The organism is Polaromonas sp. P1_G1, assembly GCF_056405595.1.
This window is the reverse complement of sequence record NZ_JBFUBU010000043.1, coordinates 10,001-32,632: the sequence shown is the minus strand read 5'-3', so window position 1 is coordinate 32,632 and position 22,632 is coordinate 10,001. Positions and strand designations below refer to the sequence as shown.

The 22,632-nt window shown below is 62.3% G+C and carries 15 protein-coding genes and 2 rRNA genes (1 of these 17 running past the window's edge); 8 read left to right on the top strand and 9 right to left on the bottom strand.

Features of this window, described 5'->3' with window-relative positions; genetic code table 11:
* Window positions 1-13: 13 nt before the first annotated feature.
* Complete coding sequence (locus AC1D1Y_RS20160; protein ID WP_477683902.1) at window positions 14-829, top strand: transporter substrate-binding domain-containing protein; 816 nt, start codon at window positions 14-16, stop codon at window positions 827-829.
* Entirely contained in the window at window positions 817-1,722 is a 906-nt protein-coding gene (phhA, locus tag AC1D1Y_RS20155; RefSeq protein ID WP_477683901.1) for a phenylalanine 4-monooxygenase, read from the top strand. Before AC1D1Y_RS20160 ends, phhA begins: the two co-directional genes overlap by 13 nt.
* On the opposite strand, the gene AC1D1Y_RS20150 is transcribed toward phhA, so the two are convergent.
* Window positions 1,719-5,141 (bottom strand): response regulator, encoded by a 3,423-nt coding sequence (locus AC1D1Y_RS20150; protein ID WP_477683900.1) that lies wholly within the window; start codon window positions 5,139-5,141, stop codon window positions 1,719-1,721. The genes phhA and AC1D1Y_RS20150 overlap by 4 nt on opposite strands.
* On the bottom strand, window positions 5,138-6,250 hold the full coding sequence (locus tag AC1D1Y_RS20145; RefSeq protein ID WP_477683899.1) for a response regulator: 1,113 nt from the start codon (window positions 6,248-6,250) through the stop codon (window positions 5,138-5,140). The genes AC1D1Y_RS20150 and AC1D1Y_RS20145 overlap by 4 nt, the downstream gene beginning before the upstream one ends.
* Before the next feature lie 376 nt (window positions 6,251-6,626).
* Between AC1D1Y_RS20145 and AC1D1Y_RS20140 the strand changes: the two genes are divergently transcribed.
* The 3 genes from AC1D1Y_RS20140 to AC1D1Y_RS20130 are packed head-to-tail and all read left to right on the top strand — an operon-like array spanning window position 6,627 to window position 11,420.
* Window positions 6,627-8,381 (top strand): adenylate/guanylate cyclase domain-containing protein, encoded by a 1,755-nt coding sequence (locus tag AC1D1Y_RS20140; protein WP_477683898.1) that lies wholly within the window; start codon window positions 6,627-6,629, stop codon window positions 8,379-8,381.
* A 22-nt stretch (window positions 8,382-8,403) separates the two neighbouring features.
* A complete protein-coding gene (locus AC1D1Y_RS20135; protein ID WP_477683897.1) occupies window positions 8,404-9,531 on the top strand; it encodes a phosphatase PAP2 family protein in 1,128 nt (375 codons plus the stop codon).
* An 8-nt stretch (window positions 9,532-9,539) separates the two neighbouring features.
* Window positions 9,540-11,420: a S8/S53 family peptidase gene (locus tag AC1D1Y_RS20130; protein WP_477683896.1), complete on the top strand. Its 1,881-nt coding sequence runs from the start codon at window positions 9,540-9,542 to the stop codon at window positions 11,418-11,420.
* Window positions 11,421-11,435: 15 nt separating this feature from the next.
* On the opposite strand, the gene AC1D1Y_RS20125 is transcribed toward AC1D1Y_RS20130, so the two are convergent.
* From AC1D1Y_RS20125 to AC1D1Y_RS20105, 5 genes are all read right to left on the bottom strand, one after another.
* Window positions 11,436-12,095, bottom strand: coding sequence for a Crp/Fnr family transcriptional regulator (locus tag AC1D1Y_RS20125; protein ID WP_477683895.1), 660 nt, complete (start codon window positions 12,093-12,095; stop codon window positions 11,436-11,438).
* A 47-nt stretch (window positions 12,096-12,142) separates the two neighbouring features.
* Window positions 12,143-12,805, bottom strand: a complete 663-nt coding sequence (locus tag AC1D1Y_RS20120) for a helix-turn-helix transcriptional regulator (RefSeq protein WP_477683894.1) — start codon at window positions 12,803-12,805, stop codon at window positions 12,143-12,145.
* Window positions 12,806-12,919: 114 nt separating this feature from the next.
* Complete coding sequence (locus AC1D1Y_RS20115) at window positions 12,920-13,828, bottom strand: esterase/lipase family protein (protein ID WP_477683909.1); 909 nt, start codon at window positions 13,826-13,828, stop codon at window positions 12,920-12,922.
* A 41-nt stretch (window positions 13,829-13,869) separates the two neighbouring features.
* Window positions 13,870-15,465 carry a GMC family oxidoreductase gene (locus AC1D1Y_RS20110; RefSeq protein ID WP_477683893.1) on the bottom strand — a complete coding sequence of 532 codons (1,596 nt, stop codon included), beginning with the start codon at window positions 15,463-15,465 and terminating at the stop codon, window positions 13,870-13,872.
* A gap of 16 nt (window positions 15,466-15,481) precedes the next feature.
* On the bottom strand, window positions 15,482-15,988 hold the full coding sequence (locus AC1D1Y_RS20105) for a hypothetical protein (protein ID WP_477683892.1): 507 nt from the start codon (window positions 15,986-15,988) through the stop codon (window positions 15,482-15,484).
* A gap of 109 nt (window positions 15,989-16,097) precedes the next feature.
* Here AC1D1Y_RS20105 and AC1D1Y_RS20100 point away from each other — a divergent pair, with 109 nt between their 5' ends.
* From AC1D1Y_RS20100 to AC1D1Y_RS20090, 3 genes are all read left to right on the top strand, one after another.
* The gene (locus tag AC1D1Y_RS20100) at window positions 16,098-16,796 is read left to right on the top strand and encodes a DUF8198 family protein (RefSeq protein WP_477683891.1); all 699 of its coding nucleotides are present in this window, start codon (window positions 16,098-16,100) and stop codon (window positions 16,794-16,796) included.
* Between the two features lie 75 nt (window positions 16,797-16,871).
* Complete coding sequence (locus AC1D1Y_RS20095) at window positions 16,872-18,557, top strand: AMP-binding protein (RefSeq protein WP_477683890.1); 1,686 nt, start codon at window positions 16,872-16,874, stop codon at window positions 18,555-18,557.
* A gap of 24 nt (window positions 18,558-18,581) precedes the next feature.
* On the top strand, window positions 18,582-19,502 hold the full coding sequence (locus AC1D1Y_RS20090; protein ID WP_477683889.1) for an MBL fold metallo-hydrolase: 921 nt from the start codon (window positions 18,582-18,584) through the stop codon (window positions 19,500-19,502).
* A gap of 222 nt (window positions 19,503-19,724) precedes the next feature.
* Here the strand turns inward: AC1D1Y_RS20090 and rrf are convergent.
* A 5S ribosomal RNA gene (gene rrf, locus AC1D1Y_RS20085) occupies window positions 19,725-19,837 on the bottom strand.
* A gap of 143 nt (window positions 19,838-19,980) precedes the next feature.
* A 23S ribosomal RNA gene (locus AC1D1Y_RS20080) occupies window positions 19,981-22,632 on the bottom strand; it runs 228 nt beyond the window's last position.

Sequence of the window (22,632 nt, the reverse complement as noted above, 5' to 3'; positions counted from 1 at the left end):
CACGGAGATTTCCATGTCCCTTCGCTTGAAATCGCATCGCCCGCTCGCCGCATTCGGCCTGGTTTCGGCCGCCTTGCTGGCCTGCGCCGGCGCCTCGGCCCAGACGGTCGTCAGCATGACGCCGGCGTCCAGCCTGGACGCCGTGCAAAAAGCCGGCGTGCTGCGCATCTGCACACCGGGCGACTACAAGCCCTTCAGCTTCCAGAAGCCGGACGGCAGCTTTGAGGGCATCGATGTGGACCTGATGGCCTCGTTCACGGCCAGCCTGGGCGTGAAGCCCGAATACATCAAGACCAGCTGGTCCAACCTGATGCCGGACATGACGGCCGGTAAGTGTGACATCGCCGTGGGCGGCATCTCGGTGACCACCGAGCGGCAGAAGAAGGCCTTCTTCAGCGCCCCCTATATGGTCAACGGCAAGACGCCGATCGCGCGCTGCGCCGACGTCGCCAAGTACCAGACGGTGGCCGACATCGACAAGCCCGCGACGCGTGTGATCTTCAATCCCGGCGGCAGCAACGAGCGTTTTGCCCGCGCCAACTTCAAGCAGGCGCAGATGCGGCTGAACCCCGAGAACCTGACGATTTTTGACGAGATCCTGGCCAACCGCGCCGACGTGTTCGTCACCGAATCGGCCGAGGCCATCACCCAACAAAGGCTCAAACCGGGCCTGTGCGCGATCAACCCCGACAAGCCGCTGCAGTACGGCGAAATGGCCTACCTGCTGCCGCGCGGCGACGTGCCCTTCAAGGCCTACGTCGACCAGTGGCTGCACCTGGCGCGCGCCGGCGGCGAATACCAGCGTGTGGAGAGCCAATGGCTGAAGTAGCCGACAGCAAGAACAGCAATACACCGCCGCCGGCGGTGTACGGCCAGTCCGACCGCCCGCCGCGCGGCGATTACGCGCGCGGCGGCCAGGTCAACGCGGACTACACCTGCCCGCAAAACTACGCGGCCTATACCGCGGAGGACCACGAGACCTACCGGCGCCTGTACACACGCCAGTCCGCCCTGCTGCCGGGACGGGCCTGCAGCGCCTTTATCGAGGCCCTGCCCAGCCTGGGGGCGAGCGACGCGATTCCTCGCTTTGAGGACATCAACGCGCGCCTCTTCAAGGCCACCGGCTGGCAGCTGGTGGGCGTGCCGGGGCTGATCCCCGAGGTGCCGTTTTTCACGCTGCTGGCGAACCGCAAATTCCCGGTGACGGACTGGATACGCACGCCGGCCGAATTCGACTACATCGTCGAGCCCGACATCTTCCACGACCTATTCGGCCACGTGCCGCTGCTGTTCGACCCGAGCTATGCCGACCACATCCAGGCCTACGGCAAGGGCGCGCTGAAGGCGCATGCGCTGGAGCATGGCACACATGGGACGCAGCCGATTCCCGGCGCGGTGGAAATGCTTTCGCGCCTCTACTGGTACACCATCGAGTTCGGCTTGATGCGCGAAACAAAGGGTGGCGACGAGGTCCGTGCCTACGGCGCGGGCATCCTGAGCAGCCCGGGCGAGCTGGCCTGGAGCGTGGAGTCCGCGGAACCCAAACGCATCCCGCTGCGGGACAACGACGACCTGCTGCGCTGCATGTCGTCGACCTACAAAATAGACACCTTCCAGCAGCAGTATTTTGTGATCGACAGCTTTGAGGCGCTGCTGCGGCTGACGGAGCCGGACTTCACGCCCTTCTACCAGGCGCTGGCCCAGGCGCCCGCCGCGGCTTAGGCGGGGCTGGCCATCCAGCCATTGAGCGCGTGCCGGGTCTGCTCGGCCAGCTCACACAGCCGCGCCACCTGCTGCCCCGCATCGGCCGGCCACTGGCCCTGCAGGCAGGACTGCTCCAGCACAAAGCAGGCGTCGCTGAGCGCCTCGGCGCCCACATTTGACGCCGCGCCCTTGAGGGCGTGCGCCGCGCGCGAGAGCTCGGCGCTGTCCGAGGCAGACAGCGCTTCACGGATGTCGTCAATACGGTTCGGCGCGTCGCTGGCGAACAGCGCGATCACCTCGCGCGTCATGCTGCGCTCGTCATCGTCGAATTCCTTGAACTGCTCCAGGCGGCTCCAGTCCATCAGGACCACCGAAGACGCCTCGGCCCCCGGCGGATTGCCCTGGGCAAGTGCCGCTTCGGCCGCCATGATTTTCGCGGCACTCCCGTCCTCGGGCTTGCGGGCGTAGCGGGCCAGTGCCTCCGACAACTCGTCAATGCGCAGCGGCTTGGGCAGAAAGCCCACCATGCCGGCCGCCAGGCAGCGCTGGCGGTCTTCTTCGAGCACCGAAGCCGTCAGCGCGATGATGGGCGGCGCGGCGGGACCGTGGGTTGCGATGATCTCGCGCGAGGCGGCAAAGCCGTCCATCACCGGCATGTTGGCGTCCATCAGGACGGCGGCATAGGCCCGGGGGCCGTCGCGACTGCTCACGCCGCCTTCGGGGCGCAGCGAGGCGGCCACGCGGTCCGCCGCCTCCCGCCCGTTGAGGGCGGTGGCGGCCTCGTAGCCCAGCTTGGCCAGCATGGCCAGCGCCACCTTGAGGTTCACCGCGTTGTCGTCGGCCACCAGGATGAACTGGTTACGCGACTCGGGCTTGCCGGTTTCGGCCACGGCCTTGACGGCTTCCGGCGCCGAGGTGACGCGGGCGATCGCCTCGAAGAGCTGCGATTGCCGGTAGGGCTTGAGCAGGCGCGCGTCGAACACCTTGGCCTGCTCACCGGTGGGCATGGTGCCCGAGGTCAGCAGCACGATGCGGCTGCCCGGGTGGCGTTCGCGCAGGGTCTGGGCAAAGGTCTGGCCGTCCATCTCGGGCATGTGCATGTCGGTCACGACCACGTCCATGGGCGGCTGGCCCCGCAGCCAGTCAAGCGCTTCGGCGGCCCGCTCGAACAGCGCGGGCTCCATACCCCAGCGCCTGAGCTGCTTGTCGAGAATGCGCAGGTTGACGGGGGTGTCGTCGACCACCAGCACACGCTTGCCGGCGAGGCTGACCATGTGCAGCGATGAGAGCTTGGCGATCTCCGGTGCGTCGGCATAGCCCAGCCGCGCGGTGAACCAGAAGGTGGAGCCCTGGCCCGGCGCGGATTCCAGCCCGACGCCGCCGCCCATCAGCCCGGCCAAGCGCTTGCAGATGGCCAGCCCCAGGCCGGTGCCGCCGTATTTGCGGGTGGTGCTGGTGTCGACCTGGGTGAAGGACTGGAACAGCGCGGATTGGCGATCCAGCGGAATGCCGATGCCGGAATCCTTGACGCGGAATTCAATCAGCCCGCCGCGTTCGGGCGTGGCATCTTTCAGCACGTGGGCCGAGACGATGACCTGGCCGTGCTCGGTGAACTTGACGGCGTTGTTGACGAAGTTGAGCAGGACCTGGCGCAGGCGCGTGACGTCGCCGCGCACCCAGATGGGCAGCTCGTCGCCCATGTCGACCAGCAGTTCCAGGCCTTTTTCGCGCGCGCGCGGCGCGCCTATGTCGCAGGCCTCCTCGATGGTTGCCAGCAGGTTCAGCGGCTCGTTTTCCAGGTCCAGCTTGCCGGACTCGATCTTGGAGAAATCCAGGATGTCGTTGATCACACCCAGCAGCTGGTCGCTGGAGACGCGCATGGTGTGCAGGTAGTCGCGCTGCTCGGGGTCCAGCGGCGTGTCGGCCAGCAAGGTGGTCATGCCCACCACGCCGTTGAGCGGGGTGCGGATCTCATGGCTCATGGTGGCCAGGAAGGCGGCCTTGGCGCGCGCCGCGGCCAGCGCCTCCTCGCGGGAAGCCGCCAGCTCGGCGGTGCGGCTGGCGACCCGCGCCTCCAGCGTCTCGTTGGCGTCCTGCAGGGCGATGTTCTGCGCGTCGATGGCGGCGCGGTTGCGCAGGATTTCTTCGGCGCTGTCGTGCATGGCCTGCGAAAGCTGCCGTACCTCGGTGATGCGGGCGTTCTGCTGCACCTGCGGCACTTCGGCGCGCGCCAGCTGTCCGGCGGCGACACTCAGGGCCCGGAAGCGCCGGCTCAGGCGGTAAGCCAGCCAGGTGGCCAGCAGCGCGCCCAGCACCAGCGCCAGGACCATCACGCCCAGGGTGTTGCGCAGGGCCGCCTGGCTGGCGGCGGCAAAGTCGCTCTCGGGGGCCGCCACGACCATGCTCCAGCGCAGCCCCAGGCTTTCGCCGAATGGCTTGAGCACCACGATCAGGGTGTCGTCCCCCATGGGCACGCGGTGCAGGAAGGCGATGCGCTGCACGCTGTCGGGCAGGGTCTGGCCCAGGCTGGTAGCCACCTCGTTGTAGGCGCTGCGGATGACGGGGTTGCGGCTGTCCAGCGGCTTGCTGCGCTCCAGCTTGCCGCCGGCGCTGGTGAACAGCGGGTCTATCGTCGAGTTGGCGACCAGCAGCCCGCGCTCGTCAAGCAGGAAGGCGGTGCCGTGGGCGCTGAAGACCATGGTCTGCAGCAATTCCTTGAGCTGCGCTAGGTGCAGGTCGACCGCGAACACGCCCAGTGAGCCGCCGTCCGCGCCGTACACCGGCTGGGCCAGCGTGATCAGCAGCTGGTTGTGCGCCKCCGAGGGGGATACTGCGGTGAAGCTGCGGCCTTTGTTCTCCATGGCGGCCTGGTACCAAGGCCGGGTGCGGGGCTCGTAGTTTGCGGTATCGGCCGAGGCTTTCTGCCGGCGGTCGCCCGGATATTCGGCCGAAAAATAGCTGCGGCCCTGCCCGCCTTCCCTGCGCACCGCGACTTGCGTGGCACCATTGCCGTTTTGCGACAACGCCTCCACGCCCAGGTATTCGCCGCGGTGCGTCGCCAGCACCATCTGGGGCACACGGGGGCTCATGCGGGTCATGGCAAACGCTGTCTGCTCGAACAGCGTCGGGTTCTGGATCAGCTGCCGCGCGCGTGCCACGCCGGCCTCGCCGGGCTGCTCCTGGACCAGGCCGTTGAGCACGACGTGGGCCTGCGCCAGGTGCTCCTGGGTGCTGATCTGCACCCGTTGCGCCACACCGTCGACGGTCTTCTCGGCCAGCGTCTGCACGCTTTGCAGGTTGCTGCGGTACAAGACCCATCCCACGGTGGCGGCCGGCACGATGGAAAACAGCAGCAGGCTGGTGACCAGCACCGCGCGCAGCGACCAGCTGCGCCCGGGCAGGCGGCCTGCCGCGGCGCCCATCTGGCGCACCGTCATGCCAGCCCCACGATTTCCACGGTGTCCAGCGGCTTGGCGCGCCCGGCGATCTGCACCAGCGCGCGCCGGCCGGTGCGCACCGCGCCGGTCACCAGCCGAGTGGCCTGCACGCTGGCGGCGATGGTCCAGTCCAGCGGAGGCTTGCCCTGGAACAGCCTGAGCGTCGCGGCCACCGTGTCGCCTATGGGCGTGGTCTGGCCGGAGCGGCCTATCAGGCCGTCCAGGCGCGCAAAGGCGACGGGGCCGCTGTGCAGGGCCACGCCCAGGGCGAAGTTCGGCAGGCCGCGCTCCGGAAAGCGCTGGCGCACATAGGTGTCTATGCGCTTGGTGGCGTCGGCCAGCCCCAGGGCCGCGCGCATCGCGCGCAGGCCGTGGTTGACGGAATGGGTGTCGGCGGCGTCCACAAACACGCAAAGCATGCCGTCGCCGACGAACTGCATGTAGTGCGCGCCGAACAGGTAGACGGTGTCGCCGACACTGCTGTACAGCCGCTTGACGACGTCGCTGAGCTCCGGGCCGGACAGGCACTGCGTCCACAGGCCGTAGTCGCGCATGTCGGCGAACAGCACCGTGGCGCTGGCGAATTTGTCGTTGTCCTGCACCGCGCCGGTTTCAGGCCACTGCTGGCTCAGCGACTGCGCCATGCGTATCTCATAAAGGTCGCTGATCTTCTGGCCCTGCTCCACCAGCGCCAGCTGCACGGCCTTGTCCACCACCTGGGCGCGCATGGCCTCGGCGCGCGTGAGCTTGTTGAGCTGCGCATTGACCGCCTCGCGCAGTTCCTGCGGGGCGAAGGGCTTGGTCAGGTAGTCGTCGGCGCCGGTGGTCATGCCCTGGCGCATGTGGGTGCGGTCCTGCAGCGAGGTCAGCAGGATCACGGCGATGGTGGCCAGCGCGTCGTCGTTGCGCACCCTGTCGAGCACCTCAAAGCCGTCCATCTCGGGCATCTGGATGTCGCTCACCACCACGTCAGGCCTGAATTCGCGGATCAGCTCCAGGCCCTTGGCGCCGTCATCGGCCTCCATGACCTCGTGACCCTCCTTCTTGAGCACCTGGGTGACCAGCATGCGTGTGCCTGCGTCATCATCAATCACCACGATCAAGGGCATACCGAACTCTCGCTGATTCTGGAAAAATGCGTCGCCAACCAGCGCGGGCACGCTTCGCAAAGAGCGCTCACGGGGGTAAGCCAGAGACTGGCTATTGTCACAGCAACACGCTTTTATCTGACACTATATTGCCGGCCGCAGGTGGAACATCCGCCGCGCCGGCCCGGCAAACCGCGACGTGACGCCGGAAAAACCTCCGTTGAACGGGCTTTCCAGGGGAAAATGCAGCAATTCAGCACTGATACAACAGTGCATGAGCCCCAGCCCCTCTGTAGCACATGAAGTGTTTATTTCGAACGTTTCCTCCTACAAAATGAGGAGGTAAAAATTTGTTACGCCGCTTACGATGTACCCCCTGACTGAATTACCTGCCCACATGAACCGGAGCACCAAAGTGCTGCTGGTCATGGATGTGGTGGAGTCCGTGAGGATCATGGAACAGGACCAAGATGATTTCGTACGGCGGTGGCAACGACTGGTGCAGCAGGCTGAGCAGGAAATCCTGCCGCAGCATGGCGGCCGCATCGTCAAAAGCCTGGGTGACGGGCTGATGCTGGAATTCTCCAACGCTCAAGGCGGGGTCAAGGCGGCGTTTGCTATGCAGCATTTCAGCCACCAAGCCAATGACCGGCTACCACCCCAGCGGCAAATGCACCTGCGCATAGGCGGGCACCTGGCCAGCTTTGTGACGGACCAACATGACATTTACGGCACCGACGTCAACTTGACGGCACGTTTCTGCACGCTGGCCGGACCCAATGAAATCGTGATTTCGGCCGCGTTGCGCGACCAGCTTGTTCCCGCACTGGACGCCGACGTCGATGACATGGGCGAGTGCTACCTCAAGCACGTTGAAAAGCCCGTGCGGGCGTATCGCATAGGCCCGCCCGGCGAGCATGCGCTGATCGACACCGGTAGCGCAGTGCGGCTGGACCTGCGCCCGGCCATCGCGGTCATCCCGTTTGCCATGCGCAGCTCCGAAGCGGGCCACGAAATGCTGGGAGAGGCCTTGGCCGATGAAGTCATCGCGGCGCTCTCAAGAACCTCTGAGTTGCATGTCATCTCCCGCCTCTCCACAACCGTCTTCCGCGAGCGGCATGAGGCGGTGGAGAACATTCGCAGCCACCTGGGCGCCAGCTACATTCTTTCCGGCACATGCCGCAGCATGGGCTCGCAAATCGCATTGTTTGTAGAACTGATTGACGCAAAAACCGGCCATGTGATCTGGGCAGAAAACCTGAAGGGCGAAGTGCACGGCCTGTTTTCCATGGATGACGAACTGATTGGGCGCCTCGTGGCCGCTGTCAGTTCGTCGGTCATGTCGCAGGAGCTGGAACGGGTTAGCGGGCAAGCCCTGCCTACCCTGGAGGGGTATACCCTGCTGCTGGGCGCGGTGGCGCTGATGCACCGCACGGCGTTCAGCGAATTCGACCGGGCACGCCAGATGCTGGAACACCTGATCGACCGCAGCCGGCGCCACCCGATCCCGTATGCCTGGCTGGCGAAATGGCATGTGCTGCGCGTACAGCAGGGGTGGGCGGAAGATCCAGCGCGAGAGGCCATGCTGGCGCTGGACTGTGCAAAACGGGCGCTCGACCACGATCCGCGCTGCGCGCTTGCGCTCACGGTGGATGGGTTCGCGCACACCAACCTGCTGCGCAACCTCGACGTAGGCGCACAGCGCTACGACCAGGCGTTGAGCATCAATCCCAACGACTCGCTCGCCTGCCTTCTCAAGGGAACGCTGCATGCCTTCAAGGGCGAAGGCGCGCTCGCGATTGTGCAGACTGAAAAGGCCCTGGCCTTGTCCCCGCTGGATCCACTGCGTTATTTTTACGACTCCCTGGCGGCAACGGCGGCCCTGTCGGCAGGCGAGTATGCACGCGCCAGTGAACTGGCCCAGCGCTCCCGGCGCGCGAACCGCACGCACACTTCCACCTTGCGGGCCCTGATCATCGCGGAGGTGGAGCTGGACAGGATTGAATCCGCCCGGGCCGCGATGCGCGAACTTCTGCAACTGGAGCCCGGCTTTACCGTCAGCGGCTTCCTGAGCCGTTCGCCCAGCAGTCAATCAGCATTCGGGCTTCGGTGCGCGCACGCATTCCGGACGGCTGGCATACCAGAACATTAACGTTTATTAGAAGGAGTATTTCATGAGTCAATTGGGCGGCATCGGGGGAATTGGGGGAATTGGCGGCATCGGGCTTGGTGGGATCGGGGGAATTGGAGGGATTGGCGGCATCGGCGGGATTGGCGGCATTGCCATCATGGCCGACACCGCCAGCCCTATGCTGGCCGATGGCATGACAAAGAGCAGTGCGGCGCTCAGCGGCCCTTTTCAGGGCCCTGTTTTGCCGGTCAATCTCCCCTTGCCCATCGACAAGCCGGACCGGTTGACACAGTGGTCAGCTGATCGCCGGCTGCAGATTTGCGAACTTGAGCTCCTGGGCGGCCTTCACTTCGGTGTCCATCAGGCCCGTGAGTCCGTCGCCCTGGAGTTTGTTGATCTCAACAGGAAACCGCTCAAAAGCCATTCCATTGTTCGCCTGATCCGGCCCACGGCCAAGGTGTTCAAACAACAGCTGGAACTGGTGGCCAACTACGCAGAGCTGCGTGAAGACCGCGGCAGCGAAATCATGACCCAGATGACGCCCCAGTTCCCTTATTGGGGTTCCATCATGGGCCTGCAGCCGCACCGCCATAAATGGACGCTGGAGCTGATTACCCTGGTACTGCTTTTCACCTCCGACGTGGAGATGCGCTTCAAGCATGCCTTCGCCTGCCCACGGCCCATGGAGTTGTCGCCGCAGATCCAGCCCATGTTGGACACTCCCGGCCATGCCAGCTGGCCCAGCGGGCATGCCACCGAGGCCTTCGCCGTCGCCACGGTGCTGCTGGCCCTGCTTGAAAACGCCAACGGCACCGCGGCCAAATACCGGGAGCAACTGGAGCGGCAAGCGGCGCGTATCGCGGTGAACCGCACGGTGGCGGGCTTGCACTATCCGGTGGACAGCGCCGTGGGCCGGCTGCTCGGCACGGCGCTGGGCGAGTTTTTTGCGGCGCGCTGCCTTGGCGACAACCAGCTGCATGAGCGCGGCTTCGACGGCCGTAAATTCCATGATGCCCAAGGCAAGGTTGTCGACTTCGATCTGCGTGTTCCCATGGATGACAACCACAGCGGCTACTACCAATACCTCACCAGGATCGGTACCGTGGCAGCCTCGCCGCTGCTGGCCTTCATGTGGTCCAAGGCGGCCAAAGAGTGGGAACCCCTGAAATAAGGACACGCATGACCTGGCACAAACTCCCAAAGGGCGACTTCACCGGCATTGACTGGGCCAAACCTGACGCGACGAAAGGCTTCGATCCCTACCTGGTATGGGCCGAGACCGACAGCTTCGCGGGTTACGGCGGCACACAGCCGAAGTGGCTTCCTGTGGCGATAGAACTCAACCCCGGCGTCAGCATCGCCCAATTCATCGGCGCGGCCTCGCCGCTATGGCTTCACGTGCCGCCGGTGTACGCCTCCAACGCCGCACCGGCCGGGCTGCGTTTTTGCACGGCCCGTGTCAGGCCGGCGTTCTTCAAGCACATCCAGCCGGGTGGCAATCTGCACGCGCTGCTCAAACGGCTGGAGCTGGGTTTGGCCGCGGGCCTTCATACCGACCCCCCGGGCGCCTCCGGCACAACCGGCGCCCAGCCCCTGCTCAAGGGCAAGGTGATGGCGCTCATCGATGATGGGCTGGCTTTTGCGAACGCCAATTTCCTGCACAAGGGCAAGGCGCGCACGCGGTATTTCTGGCGGCAAGACGGCAAGGGCGTTGGCCAATCGCCGGCCGGCCTGGGTTATGGCCATGAGCTGACGGCCGCCGACATCAACCACGCGATGCAGCAGCGCACCTACAACGGCCTGGTGGATGAGAGCGAGGTCTACCGGCACTTCAAGCTCAAGTCACTGCAAAAGCGCGTCAGCCACGGCACGCATGTGCTGGACCTGGCTTGCGGCCCGCGCACGCTGATGGCGCAGGTGGCCGATCTCCCCCCCGGCTTTGACGGGCCGGCCAGTTGGGCCCTCGCCGACGACGAGGCCAGCCGCTGCGAGATCATCGCGGTGCAGCTGGACTACGGCACCGTGGCCGATACGTCAGGTGGCTCGATGAACATCCATGTGCTTGACGGGCTGATGTACGTCCTGTCGCGCTGCGCGCAGGACACCAAGGTCGTGACCAATATCAGCTTTGGCACCCTGGCCGGGCCGCATGACGGAAGCTCGCTGCTGGAAGCGGCGATGGACCAGCTGATCATGCTGTGCGGCCAGCGACTGCAAATCGTGCTGGCGGCGGGCAACAGCTACCAGCAGCGCACACATGCGAACCTCACGCTCGCAAAAAATGCGCACGCAACCCTCCACTGGCGCGGGCAACCCAACGACCTGACCGAAAACTTCCTGGAACTGTGGCTGCCGCCGCAGGCTCACGGCATCCAGATAGAAATCACGCCCCCTGGACACACGGCGCTGCCGGCCCTGGGGTTCGGCGAGTCCCGCATGTGGACGGGCAACGGCAAGCAGCCGCTGTGCGCGCTGATTTACCCCAAAAGCGTGGCCACCGGCACGCACGGCACTTGCGCGCTGATCGCTTTGGCGCCCACCTTCAGTTTCGACAAAGGCGTCGCCACGGCCCCCAGCGGTGTGTGGCAGATCAAGCTGACCAACACGCAGCCGGGCAAGGTCACGATAGACGCCTATGTGGAACGTGACGACGTGGTGACCGGCACACGAGGCGGGCGCCAGTCGCACTTTGAGGACAAGCTGTACGACATGAGCGGCAACCCGGGCTCTTTCGTGGATCACCCCGACAATCCGACCTTGATCCGGCGCAGCGGCAATTTCAACAGCATTGCCACCGGGCACAAGACGGTGTCCGTGGGCGGCACGCGGATTGTGGGCTCGCACTGGGCTCACTACTCCCCGCAAAAGCCGGACCCCGATGCAGGCAGGCCGGAGCGTCCGGGCGTGGTGAAGACCGCCAGCACCGCAGCCTTCAGTGATGAGAACCCCATCATGACGGGGATCCGGGCCGCAGGCGTTTACAGCAGTTCAGCCGTCCGGCTGAGAGGCACCAGTGACGCGGCGCCGCAGGAAACACGGCGCATCTTTAACGCGTTATAGACCGCCCTCGCCGCTCTACCAGCGGCTGGGCAGTTTCTTGAGCAGGGTGATGCGCTTGGTGCCCATCTCGATGTAGCCGCCCTTTTCAAGGTCTTTGAGCAGGCGGCTGACCATCTCGCGCGAGGCGCCGACGCGGCTGGCGATATCCTGATGGGTGATGGACTCCAGGGTGACGCCCTCGGTGGTATGGCGGGTCGCAACGTCGTCGTGCTCTTCGAGCACGGCAATCAATCGCCCATACACGTCGAGCAAAGCCATATTGCGGGYAGCTTCGGTGGCGGTGCGGGCGCGGCGGATAACCTGAACCACCAAATTGATGGCAAATCCTGGCTCATACACCAAGTGCTCACTCACTTCCGTACGGCTGAGCACGGCGCAGGTGCAGGGCTCCAGGGTGATGACCGAGGCGGAGCGGGGCCCGCCGTCCAGCGACATTTCGCCGAAGTAGTCGCCCGAATGAATCCTGCCGTAGGTGATTTCGCGGCCGCTTTCGTCCATGGAGAACACCTTGACGCTGCCTTTGAGCAGCACGAACAGGCTGTCCCCGATTTCGCCCTCGTTGATGACGACCGCCTTCTTGGGGTAACTTCGCACCACGCCGCGCATGGCCAGGGTGCGTAATTCGGGGGTCAAATGGGCGTAAAGATCTTCTTCGGGCGGCATATGCGGACTCATGTTATGAGTCGTAATCTAGCACGTTGCCGGCCGTCCCGACGCGAATATCAATGAATCTGTCCGATCGGCAAGGGGGCGATGGGCGGCRGGATCGCCACGTGGTTGACCAGTTCACGGACACCGCTGGAGGCGGTCTTGGCGCATAGGCTGCGCACATGGCTGCGCACAGTGGAAACGGCGACTTTCATCTGCGTGGCGATCTCGGGCGTGCTCAGGCAGCGGCACAGCAAGACCAGCACCTGCTCTTCCGTATGGGTGAGGCCGTGGTTGCGGGCAAACGCACCGAACACGCCGGACTCGCTCACCCCCACGCGCGACAACATGAGCGCGATCCGGTCGCAGGGGCTGCCAGGCTGGCGTTGCAGCGGGACCAGAGCCAAGGTGAAATCCACGCCCTCAGCCGCCAGCTTGATGAGGCCGCGCTTGCCGGCCATAGCCTTGCCCAGGGCATTCTGGAAGGCCTTGGCGTCGGCCGGCATGAGAACCTTCAACTCGCCCCGCTCCGCGCCCAGCACGGCGGCGCGGTCAAGTTCGCGCCGGGCGGCCTGGTTGGCGTGCAGGATCTTTCCCTGGGTGCTGACAATCAGCACGCCGTGGGCCAGCTCATCCAGCAGCAGGGCCAACAGTGCCGGCGCCGGATCGGTTTCGTCCAGGGGAAAAGGGGGGGCGGCCTCCAGGAAGGCAGCATCGGGCTGTGCATACAAGGTCACGGGGCGCTCCATCCTACAAATAGATGAGCATAAAAAGCCCCGTCGAATGTGGATAGTGAATATGCCGGGTCATTCTTGTGAGAAATTCACAGGAATTCGCCCCGGGGCCGCTTTTCAGGCCGGCTCGTGCTCCAGCATGGCCAGGGTGGCGTCCATGACCTGCGGCAGGAAGGCCATCTGCACGTGGGCGGCGCCGCGGACCAGACGGTTGTCGGCGCCGGGCAAGGTGGCCGTGGACGTCGGGAACACGATGTTGTCGCAGTTGGAATACCAGCACGTGAACAGCGCATGGCGGCCAGCCGGCATCTCGTGGTCCAGTTGCGTCTGCCAGTCGGACTGCAGGCGCATCTGGCGGCCATTGTGGCCATGGCCGAAGCGTGCCAGCCAGGTCCCGCGGTGCGGCGATCCTATGGTGACCACATGGAAAACGCGGGCCTCGGCTCGCATGCGCTTGAGCCAGGCCCGGACAGCCAGCCCGCCCATGCTATGGCATACCAGCAGCGGCGGCAGGCCGGTGGCCTCGGTGACCTGGCGGACCGCCTCGTCGATCTGCGGCGCATAGTCGTCGATAGAGCCGAACAGGGGTTCGAGGTTGACGGCGACAAAGGCGCGACCGCCAGCTTGGACGCGCTGCAGCCAGGGCGTCCACAAACCGCGGTTGCAGAAGAAGCCGTGCACAAACACGACGCCGCGGCGCCCCTGGACAGCTGTAACAGGCGCAAGCTGGTCCGGCACCACATTCATGCGAAAAGGCTGGCGCCAGCAGAACACGCGCGGCGCCGTCAGGGTCTCGCCCAGCCAGGCTCGCAGCAGTTCCATCCACGTAGGCTGCGGCGCCGGGTCTTGTTTGTTGAGGTGATGGAGGAAAACGAATTCGAGGGCCAGGAAAACGGTGTAGCCCAGCACGATGACCAGAAACCCCGTGACGGCCAGCACAGGGGAGTCGCTGCGGAACCAGAACAGCCAGCCAAAGGCCGCTGCGACCAGGGACAGGGTGATGAGTCTTTGCAGGTGGGCCAGCATGGATGGGGAAATGGAGAAGAAGCGGATCAAGCCGCAGTATCTCAGGCCAGTGTGACAACCCGGCCCGAGAGCCTGCCGGCCAGGCCCTGCGCCAGGCGGTTCACCATGCCATAGATGGACAGCTGCGGGTTCGCACCTATGCTGGTCGGGAACAGCGAACCGTCGTGGATGGACAGGTTCTCGAGCTGCCAATGGACGCCGTCCGGCCGGGTGACGCCCTGGCGTTCGGTGCCGGCCAGGCCGCAGCCGCCCATGACGTGGGCGCTCACGACCCGTGTCAGCAGGGGCTTCATGGGCAAGGCATTGACCGCGTCGCGCGCCTGCGCCCAGGAGGTGTAGGGCTGGGCCATCTCGTGCAGCGGCAGCACCTGCTTCGCGCCCGCAGCGAACTGGATCTCCATCATCGACAGCAGCGCCTTGCGCCCTCCCTCCATCACGTAGTCCGTGAGCGGGTAATCCAGCACGGCGGAGTTGTCGCCGCGGAGCTTGACCTGCCCACCCGGCGACGCGTCATGAAAGCCGTCGCGCAACAGCGCCAGCAAGGTGTGGTTGTAGGGGAAGGACTTGAGCAGCTCGTGCTGGCCCTGGCCGAAGCCCGGCACGGTCGACGCAAAAATCACCGGATGCAGCGGCGGAGCCTCGAGCTTGTAGCCTATGGGCCCGTCGATCGCCTGGGTTTCCAGAAAATGGTCGGAGTAGATGGTTTGCGGTGCGCCATTCCAGGCTTCCACTTTTTGCTCGAATACGCTGGAAGACATGACCACGGGGTGCAGAAAGGTCCGGGCGCCGAGCACCCCGTGCGGATCGGGCGCCTGCGAACGCAGCAGCACGGCCGGCGAGTTGATGGCGCCGCCGGAGAGCACATAGTGTTTCGCGGCGATCCTGATGGTCTCGCCTGTGCCCAGGCTCCGGCACACGAGCGCGGCGACCTTGCCGTTGGCCAGCTCAAAGCGTTCCGCCCGGGTTTCAGTCAGCAGCTGCGCGCCCTTGTCGAGCGCCGCGGGGATGGTGGTGACCAGCATGGACTGCTTGGCATTGGTCGGACAGCCCAAGCCGCAGGAGCCGAGGTTCCAGCATCCTTTGACGTTGCGTGAGATGGCCGAAGCGGAAATCCCCAGCTTGGCCGCGCCTCTGCGCAGCAAGTCGTTGTTCTCGTTGGGAGGCACGAGCCAGGGCGTGATGTTGAGACGCTGCTCCGCCTGGGCGAAGTAAGGCGACAGCGCTTCCGTGGTGTAGCCGTCCAGCCCGAACCGGTCCTGCCAGAACTTGAGTGTGGAGTTTGGCGTGCGAAAGGAGCTGGTCCAGTTCACCGTGGTGGAGCCGCCCACGCAGCGCCCCTGCAGTATGTTGATAGCTTTGTCTTCGGTTTTGCGCGCCGCGCTTTCCTGGTACAGCGAAGGATAGGCTTCGGATTCTTTCTGGTTGAAGTCGCTGCTGCTTTTGAGCGGGCCCTCTTCAACAATCACCACCTGCAGGCCGGCCTTGGCCAGCAGCTCGGCCGTGATGCCGGCGCCGGCGCCGCTTCCGATGATGGCGACGTCGCAGCCGATGTTTTTCGGCGCAGGCCCGAGCGCACCGCCCATGACTTTCCAGCCACGTGCGATGCCCTCGCGGATCGGGTCTTTCAATTGGCTCATGCTGCTTGGGTGGTCTTTAGATCTTCATGGGACCGGGATATCCGAGCAGGGGCCAGCTGACCGGATCGGAAAAATACGCGCCTGCGGTGATGTCATGCAAGGCGGCATAGGCCTGCTGGCGCAAGGCCAGCCTGGACAGGCGCATGTCCTGAAGTGATTGCTGAATCTCGGCGATGGACGCCTGGTCCCAGGGTTGGCCAAGACCGGCCAAGGTGCGTCGGCCCGCGGCGCTTGCGAGCAAGGCCAGTAGTTGCGAGAGTTCGGCTTGCGCGTGCGGCGGCAAGGACAACACCAGCACGTCGACGCGGCTGAGCAAGCCGTTCAATGCGATCTCCCGCGCGCCCTCATCGGCGGGCAGGGTCTTGTCCAGCACGGCCCGGCCGACGGCGGAAAATACCTCACGCCCCGAAGCGCTCAGCGAGCCGCCGGCAAGGCCGGGCTGCAGCAACGCGGCCGTGCCACCGGCAACCAGCAGCACGGCGGCCGACGCGGCGCCGAGCTTGAGGAGCGTTCTTCTTTGCATCCCGGCAGTTTCGCATGGGCATTTAAGTTTCAATAGGGGCCCGTACCTAGATAAACTCCGGGTTTGTATGGACGCCTCCGCACAACAAATACATGACGCGCTAGAGACCGTGGCCAGGCTCCGGCAACAGCACAGGGCCGACCCGCCGCKGGCCCGGGCCAGCGCCGAGGTCAAGCGCTTCCAGGCGCGCCGCTTTCAGGCCACTTATTCCGACCTGCTGCACAGCCATCGGTATAAAACAGCGGCTTCGTTTTTTCTGCAGGAGCTCTACAGCGACAAGGACTATGCCGAGCGCGACCAGCAGTTCGCGCGTATCGCCGGCACCATCGCCAAGCTTTTTCCGCAACCCGTGGTCAACACCGCGGCCGCGCTGGCGGAAGTGCACGCGCTGACGGAACAGCTCGACGACCTGATGGCGCGCGAATGGCTGACGGACATTGAGGCCGTCCCCCAAAGCAGTGAATGCGCGCGTTACATCCGCTGCTGGCGCCGTGTCGGAGACATCGCCGCGCGCGAGCGGCAACTCGAGGTGGTGCTGCACCTGGGACGGGAGCTGGACCGTCTGACACGAATGTTCGGGCTCCGCACCCTGCTCAAGATGATGCGCGGCCCCGCGGCGGCGGCCGGGCTGAACTCGCTGCAGCATTTCCTGGAAACCGGCTTCGATGCCTTCGCCAACATGCGCGGAGCGGGCGAGTTCCTCAAGCTCATCAAAGACCGCGAGACGGCATGGATTCACGCCCTCTTTGAGGACGACGCTGTCACCTGCGAGACCAGATTGGGCCATTTGCTCGCGGCCGGGCCCTAATATCGCGCCGGCATTAGGACAAGCCCCATACGGATTCCCTCGCTCTGCTTTCACAATGAGCCGCAAGGAGTTTGTATGAACAAGCATTGGCTAAAGAGTTATCCCGAAGGCGTTTCGCACGAAATCGACACCGAACAGTTTCGCTCACTGACGCACCTGCTGGAGGAGTCGTTCAAGAAGAACGCGGCCAAGCCGTTCTCGGTGTGCATGGATCGCTGGATGAGCTACGGCCAGCTCGATGACCTTTCTTCGGCGCTGGGCGCCTGGCTGCAAAGCCTGGGTCTGGAACCGGGCGCGCGCGTGGCCATCATGCTGCCCAACGTGCCGCAGTTTGCGGTCACCATGGCCGCGATCCTGCGCGCGGGCTACACCTGCGTCAACGTCAACCCGCTCTACACCGCGCGGGAGCTGGAGCACCAGCTGCGCGACTCCGGCGCGACGACCATCGTGATCCTGGAAAACTTCGCGGCCACCCTGGCGGAGGTGATTGAACGCACGCCGGTGAAGAACGTCGTCATGGCTTCCATGGGTGATTTGCTGGGTTTCTGGTACGGACAGTGGATCACTTTCGCGGTCCGCCACCTCGCCAAGCTGGTGCCGGCGTACAAGCTGCCATTGAGCGAAGGGCGCAGCGTCACCGCCTTCAATCGCGCGATTGCCGAGGGCAGCCGCCTGGCGCTCAAGCCCGCGCAAAGCACGCTCGATTCCATCGCATTTTTGCAGTACACCGGGGGGACTACCGGTTTGTCTAAGGGTGCGGTGCTCACCCATCGCAACATCGTCGCCGCGATTTTGCAAGCCGAGGAATGGTTCACGCCCGCACTGAAGCGGATCGGCGACGTCAGTAAGACCAACAACATCGCGGCCCTGCCGCTGTACCACATCTTCGCGCTGACGCTGTGCTTGCTGACCATCCGCTGGGGCGCCCATCTGACGCTGATTCCCAATCCGCGCGACTTCGGCAAGTTCATCGAGGTTCTCAAGAAGCGGCCGTTTCACCTGCTGCCGGCGGTCAACACCTTGTTCAACGCACTGCTTCAGCATCCGCAGTTCAAGACGGTGGATTTCTCCCGCCTTTGTGTTTCCCAGGCCGGTGGCATGGCCGCATCCGAGGGCACGGCGAAGCACTGGCTGCAGGTCACAGGTTGCCCCATGATCGAGGGCTGGGGCATGAGTGAGACTTGCGCGATCGGCACCAACAATCCGGTGACCAACAAGGATTTCACCGGCACCATAGGATTGCCTCTGCCCAGCATCGAGGTCGCGATCAAGGATGGCGATGGCAAGTCGCTCGCGATAGGGGAGTCCGGCGAGATCTGCATCAAGGGTCCGCAGGTCATGACGGGCTACTACCAGCAGCCGGAAGAGAACAAGAAGGCTTTCACCTCTGACGGCTTCATGCGCACGGGCGACATCGGCATCATGGACGAGCGTGGATACACCAAAATCATCGACCGCAAGAAGGACATGATCATTGTTTCCGGTTTTAATGTCTTCCCCAACGAGCTTGAGAACGTGATTTCACTGTGTCCTGGTGTCATTGAATGCGCGGCCATCGGTATTGCGGACGACAAACAGGGTGAGGCCATCAAGGTTTTTGTTGTCAAGAACGACCCTACACTGACCGAAGACGACGTGAGCGCCTATTGCAAGCAACACCTCACGGGCTACAAGCGCCCCAAATACATTGAATTCCGCGATGACCTACCCAAAACCAACGTCGGAAAAATTCTCAGGCGTGAACTGCGCGCATCGGCCTGAGTATTTTTTCGTCGGCAGTTACTGATGGCTGCACCGGATTTCCCGCCGGGGCTGCATGTTTTCGAGCGTGGCTGGCTCTCCGCCAACAACATTTTGTTCACAGGCGGTGACGAAACCGTGCTGGTCGACAGCGGCTACTGCACGCACGCAGCGCAAACGCTCTCGCTGGTGGAGTCCGCTCTGGGTTCGCGGCCTCTCGATATGCTCATCAACACGCATTTGCACAGTGACCACTGCGGCGGCAATGCGGCTTTGCAGGCGCGTTATCCAGGCCTTCGTACTTTTATTCCACCTGGCCACGCACAACAAGTTGCGGATTGGGATCCGGTAGCGCTGACTTATTTGCCGACAGGACAGCTTTGTCCGCAGTTTAGCTTTACGCAGGCGATTCCGCCGGGGATTTCCATGCGGTTTGGATCGGCAATGTGGCAGGTTCATGCAGCGCCTGGGCACGATCCGCACTCTTTGGTGTTCTTTGAGCCCCAGAGTCGGGTGCTAATTTCCGCAGATGCCCTGTGGGAAAACGGGTTTGGCGTGGTGTTTCCGGAGCTTGAGGGCGCGGATGCATTCGCGGAAGTCGCCGCGACACTGGATTTGATCGAGCGTTTGAATCCTAAAACCGTGATCCCCGGGCATGGACGTGTCTTTGCCTATGCGCCCGAGGTACTGGCACGAGCACGCCAGCGCCTTGATTCATTCATCAGCAAGCCGTCGAGGCACGCGCAGCATGCCGCGAAAGTTCTGCTCAAGTTCAAGTTGCTCGAAACCCAGCGACAGGATTTCGACGAGTTTGCTCAATGGGCGATCGAAACACCCTATTTCCTGCAAATCAAGAACAAGTTTTTTGCCGAGATTCCTGTCCGTGCGTGGATAGGCCAACTCAGCGACGAGCTGGTTGCGGCCGGCGTGGCTCAAAGGGATGGTGAGTACATCGTGAACGCTTGAGCTCCCCAGGCTAATTGGGTTCGAAATCGGGGTTACTCCTCTGCGGAAGTGCCTTTCAACTCGCACTCTCCCGCAGATCGCAAAAGCAAAAAGCCCGCATGAATCCATGCGGGCTTTTTTAAACCTCCACGCGACCTGGCCACCTGTCACACGGGCAAATCAAGCGCACAAAAGAAAACGCCCGGTTGATCAAAAATCAACCGGGCGTTCCTTGCTGTAAGAGCCTGACGATGTCCTACTTTCACACGGGAATCCGCACTATCATCGGCGCTAAGTCGTTTCACTGTCCTGTTCGGGATGGGAAGGAGTGGTACCAACTTGCTATGGTCATCAGGCATAACTTGTTGACAGGCTGTCCAAAGAACAGCCCATCGAATTCATAGAGTAAATCAGATTTTATTTAGATTCGCACAGCTGCTGAGCTGTGCTTTTTGAATGCGTCAACTTGGCATAACAACTTCGAATTAATCAAAGTTATAGGGTCAAGCCGCACGAGCAATTAGTATCAGTTAGCTTAACGCATTACTGCGCTTCCACACCTGACCTATCAACGTCCTGGTCTTGAACGACTCTTTAGGGGGCTCAAGGCCCCGGCAGATCTAATCTTGAAACGAGTTTCCCGCTTAGATGCTTTCAGCGGTTATCTCTTCCGAACTTAGCTACTCGGCAATGCCACTGGCGTGACAACCGATACACCAGAGGTTCGTCCACTCCGGTCCTCTCGTACTAGGAGCAGGCTTCCTCAAATCTGCAGCGCCCACGGAAGATAGGGACCAAACTGTCTCACGACGTTTTAAACCCAGCTCACGTACCTCTTTAAATGGCGAACAGCCATACCCTTGGGACCGGCTACAGCCCCAGGATGAGATGAGCCGACATCGAGGTGCCAAACACCGCCGTCGATATGAACTCTTGGGCGGTATCAGCCTGTTATCCCCAGAGTACCTTTTATCCGTTGAGCGATGGCCCTTCCATACAGAACCACCGGATCACTATGTCCTGCTTTCGCATCTGCTCGACTTGTCAGTCTCGCAGTTAAGCACGCTTATGCCATTGCACTATYAKCACGATGTCCGACCGTACCTAGCGTACCTTCGAACTCCTCCGTTACACTTTGGGAGGAGACCGCCCCAGTCAAACTGCCTACCATGCACTGTCCCCGATCCAGATAATGGACCTAGGTTAGAACCTCAAACACACCAGGGTGGTATTTCAACGTTGGCTCCATGCGATCTAGCGACCACACTTCAAAGCCTCCCACCTATCCTACACAGATCTGTTCAAAGTCCAATACAAAGCTACAGTAAAGGTTCATGGGGTCTTTCCGTCTTTCCGCGGGGAGATTGCATCATCACAAACATTTCAACTTCGCTGAGTCTCAGGAGGAGACAGTGTGGCCATCATTACGCCATTCGTGCAGGTCGGAACTTACCCGACAAGGAATTTCGCTACCTTAGGACCGTTATAGTTACGGCCGCCGTTTACTGGGACTTCAATCAAGAGCTTGCACCCCATCATTTAATCTTCCAGCACCGGGCAGGCGTCACACCCTATACGTCGACTTTCGTCTTAGCAGAGTGCTGTGTTTTTAATAAACAGTTGCAGCCACCGATTTTTTGCAGCCTCATTGGGCTCCCCAAGTAAATGGTTCACCTACTAAAGGCACACCTTCTTCCGAAGTTACGGTGTCAATTTGCCGAGTTCCTTCTCCTGAGTTCTCTCAAGCGCCTTAGAATACTCATCTCGCGCACCAGTGTCGGTTTGCGGTACGGTCGTGTGTAGCTGAAGCTTAGTGGCTTTTCCTGGAAGCAGGGTATCACTCACTTCGTCTGCAAGCAGACTCGTTATCACYCCTCATCTAAGCCCGGCGGATTTRCCTACCAGGCACGACTACARGCTTGAACCAACATRTCCAACAGTTGGCTGAGTTAACCTTCTCCGTCCCCACATCGCACTACACATCGGTACAGGAATATTGACCTGTTTCCCATCAGCTACGCATCTCTGCCTCGCCTTAGGGGCCGACTCACTCTACGCCGATGAACGTTGCGTAGAAAACCTTGCGCTTACGGCGAGGGGGCTTTTCACCCCCTTTAACGCTACTCATGTCAGCATTCGCACTTCTGATACCTCCAGCAGGGTTTACACCACCACCTTCACAGGCTTACAGAACGCTCTCCTACCACTTGCAATAAATTGCAAATCCGCAGCTTCGGTAACTGGCTTAGCCCCGTTACATCTTCCGCGCAGGACGACTCGATCAGTGAGCTATTACGCTTTCTTTAAATGATGGCTGCTTCTAAGCCAACATCCTGACTGTTATAGCCTTCCCACTTCGTTTCCCACTTAGCCAATTTTAGGGACCTTAGCTGGCGGTCTGGGTTGTTTCCCTCTTGAGTCCGGACGTTAGCACCCGGTGCTCTGTCTCCCAAGCTGTACTCATCGGTATTCGGAGTTTGCATTGGTTTGGTAAGTCGCCATGACCCCCTAGCCAAAACAGTGCTCTACCCCCGWYGGTAATACTTGAGGCACTACCTAAATAGTTTTCGGAGAGAACCAGCTATTTCCAAGTTTGTTTAGCCTTTCACCCCTATCCACAGCTCATCCGCTAGTTTTGCAACACTAGTCGGTTCGGACCTCCAGTGCGTGTTACCGCACCTTCATCCTGGCCATGGATAGCTCACTTGGTTTCGGGTCTACACCCAGCGACTGATCGCCCTATTCGGACTCGATTTCTCTACGGCTACCCTATTCGGTTAACCTTGCCACTGAATGTAAGTCGCTGACCCATTATACAAAAGGTACGCAGTCACCCCTTACGAGGCTCCTACTTTTTGTAAGCACACGGTTTCAGGATCTATTTCACTCCCCTCCCGGGGTTCTTTTCGCCTTTCCCTCACGGTACTAGTTCACTATCGGTCAATGATGAGTATTTAGCCTTGGAGGATGGTCCCCCCATATTCAGACAGGATTTCTCGTGTCCCGCCCTACTTGTCGTTAGCTCAGTACCACAAGTCTCTTTTTGCATACGGGGCTATCACCCGCTATGGCCAACCTTTCCAGGCTGTTCTGCTAAGAGTCTTGCTATCACTAACAGGCTTCTCCGATTTCGCTCGCCACTACTTTCGGA

Bases quoted from the DNA above. Each gene is read 5' to 3' on its own strand.
- AC1D1Y_RS20105 (WP_477683892.1), bottom strand. From the start codon at position 15,988: ATGCAAAGAAGAACGCTCCTCAAGCTCGGCGCCGCGTCGGCCGCCGTG.
- AC1D1Y_RS20090 (WP_477683889.1), top strand. From the start codon at position 18,582: ATGGCTGCACCGGATTTCCCGCCGGGGCTGCATGTTTTCGAGCGTGGC.
- AC1D1Y_RS20110 (WP_477683893.1), bottom strand. From the start codon at position 15,465: ATGAGCCAATTGAAAGACCCGATCCGCGAGGGCATCGCACGTGGCTGG.
- AC1D1Y_RS20095 (WP_477683890.1), top strand. From the start codon at position 16,872: ATGAACAAGCATTGGCTAAAGAGTTATCCCGAAGGCGTTTCGCACGAA.
- AC1D1Y_RS20130 (WP_477683896.1), top strand. From the start codon at position 9,540: ATGACCTGGCACAAACTCCCAAAGGGCGACTTCACCGGCATTGACTGG.
- AC1D1Y_RS20135 (WP_477683897.1), top strand. From the start codon at position 8,404: ATGAGTCAATTGGGCGGCATCGGGGGAATTGGGGGAATTGGCGGCATC.
- AC1D1Y_RS20140 (WP_477683898.1), top strand. From the start codon at position 6,627: ATGAACCGGAGCACCAAAGTGCTGCTGGTCATGGATGTGGTGGAGTCC.
- phhA (WP_477683901.1), top strand. From the start codon at position 817: ATGGCTGAAGTAGCCGACAGCAAGAACAGCAATACACCGCCGCCGGCG.
- AC1D1Y_RS20145 (WP_477683899.1), bottom strand. From the start codon at position 6,250: ATGCCCTTGATCGTGGTGATTGATGATGACGCAGGCACACGCATGCTG.
- AC1D1Y_RS20160 (WP_477683902.1), top strand. From the start codon at position 14: ATGTCCCTTCGCTTGAAATCGCATCGCCCGCTCGCCGCATTCGGCCTG.
- AC1D1Y_RS20115 (WP_477683909.1), bottom strand. From the start codon at position 13,828: ATGCTGGCCCACCTGCAAAGACTCATCACCCTGTCCCTGGTCGCAGCG.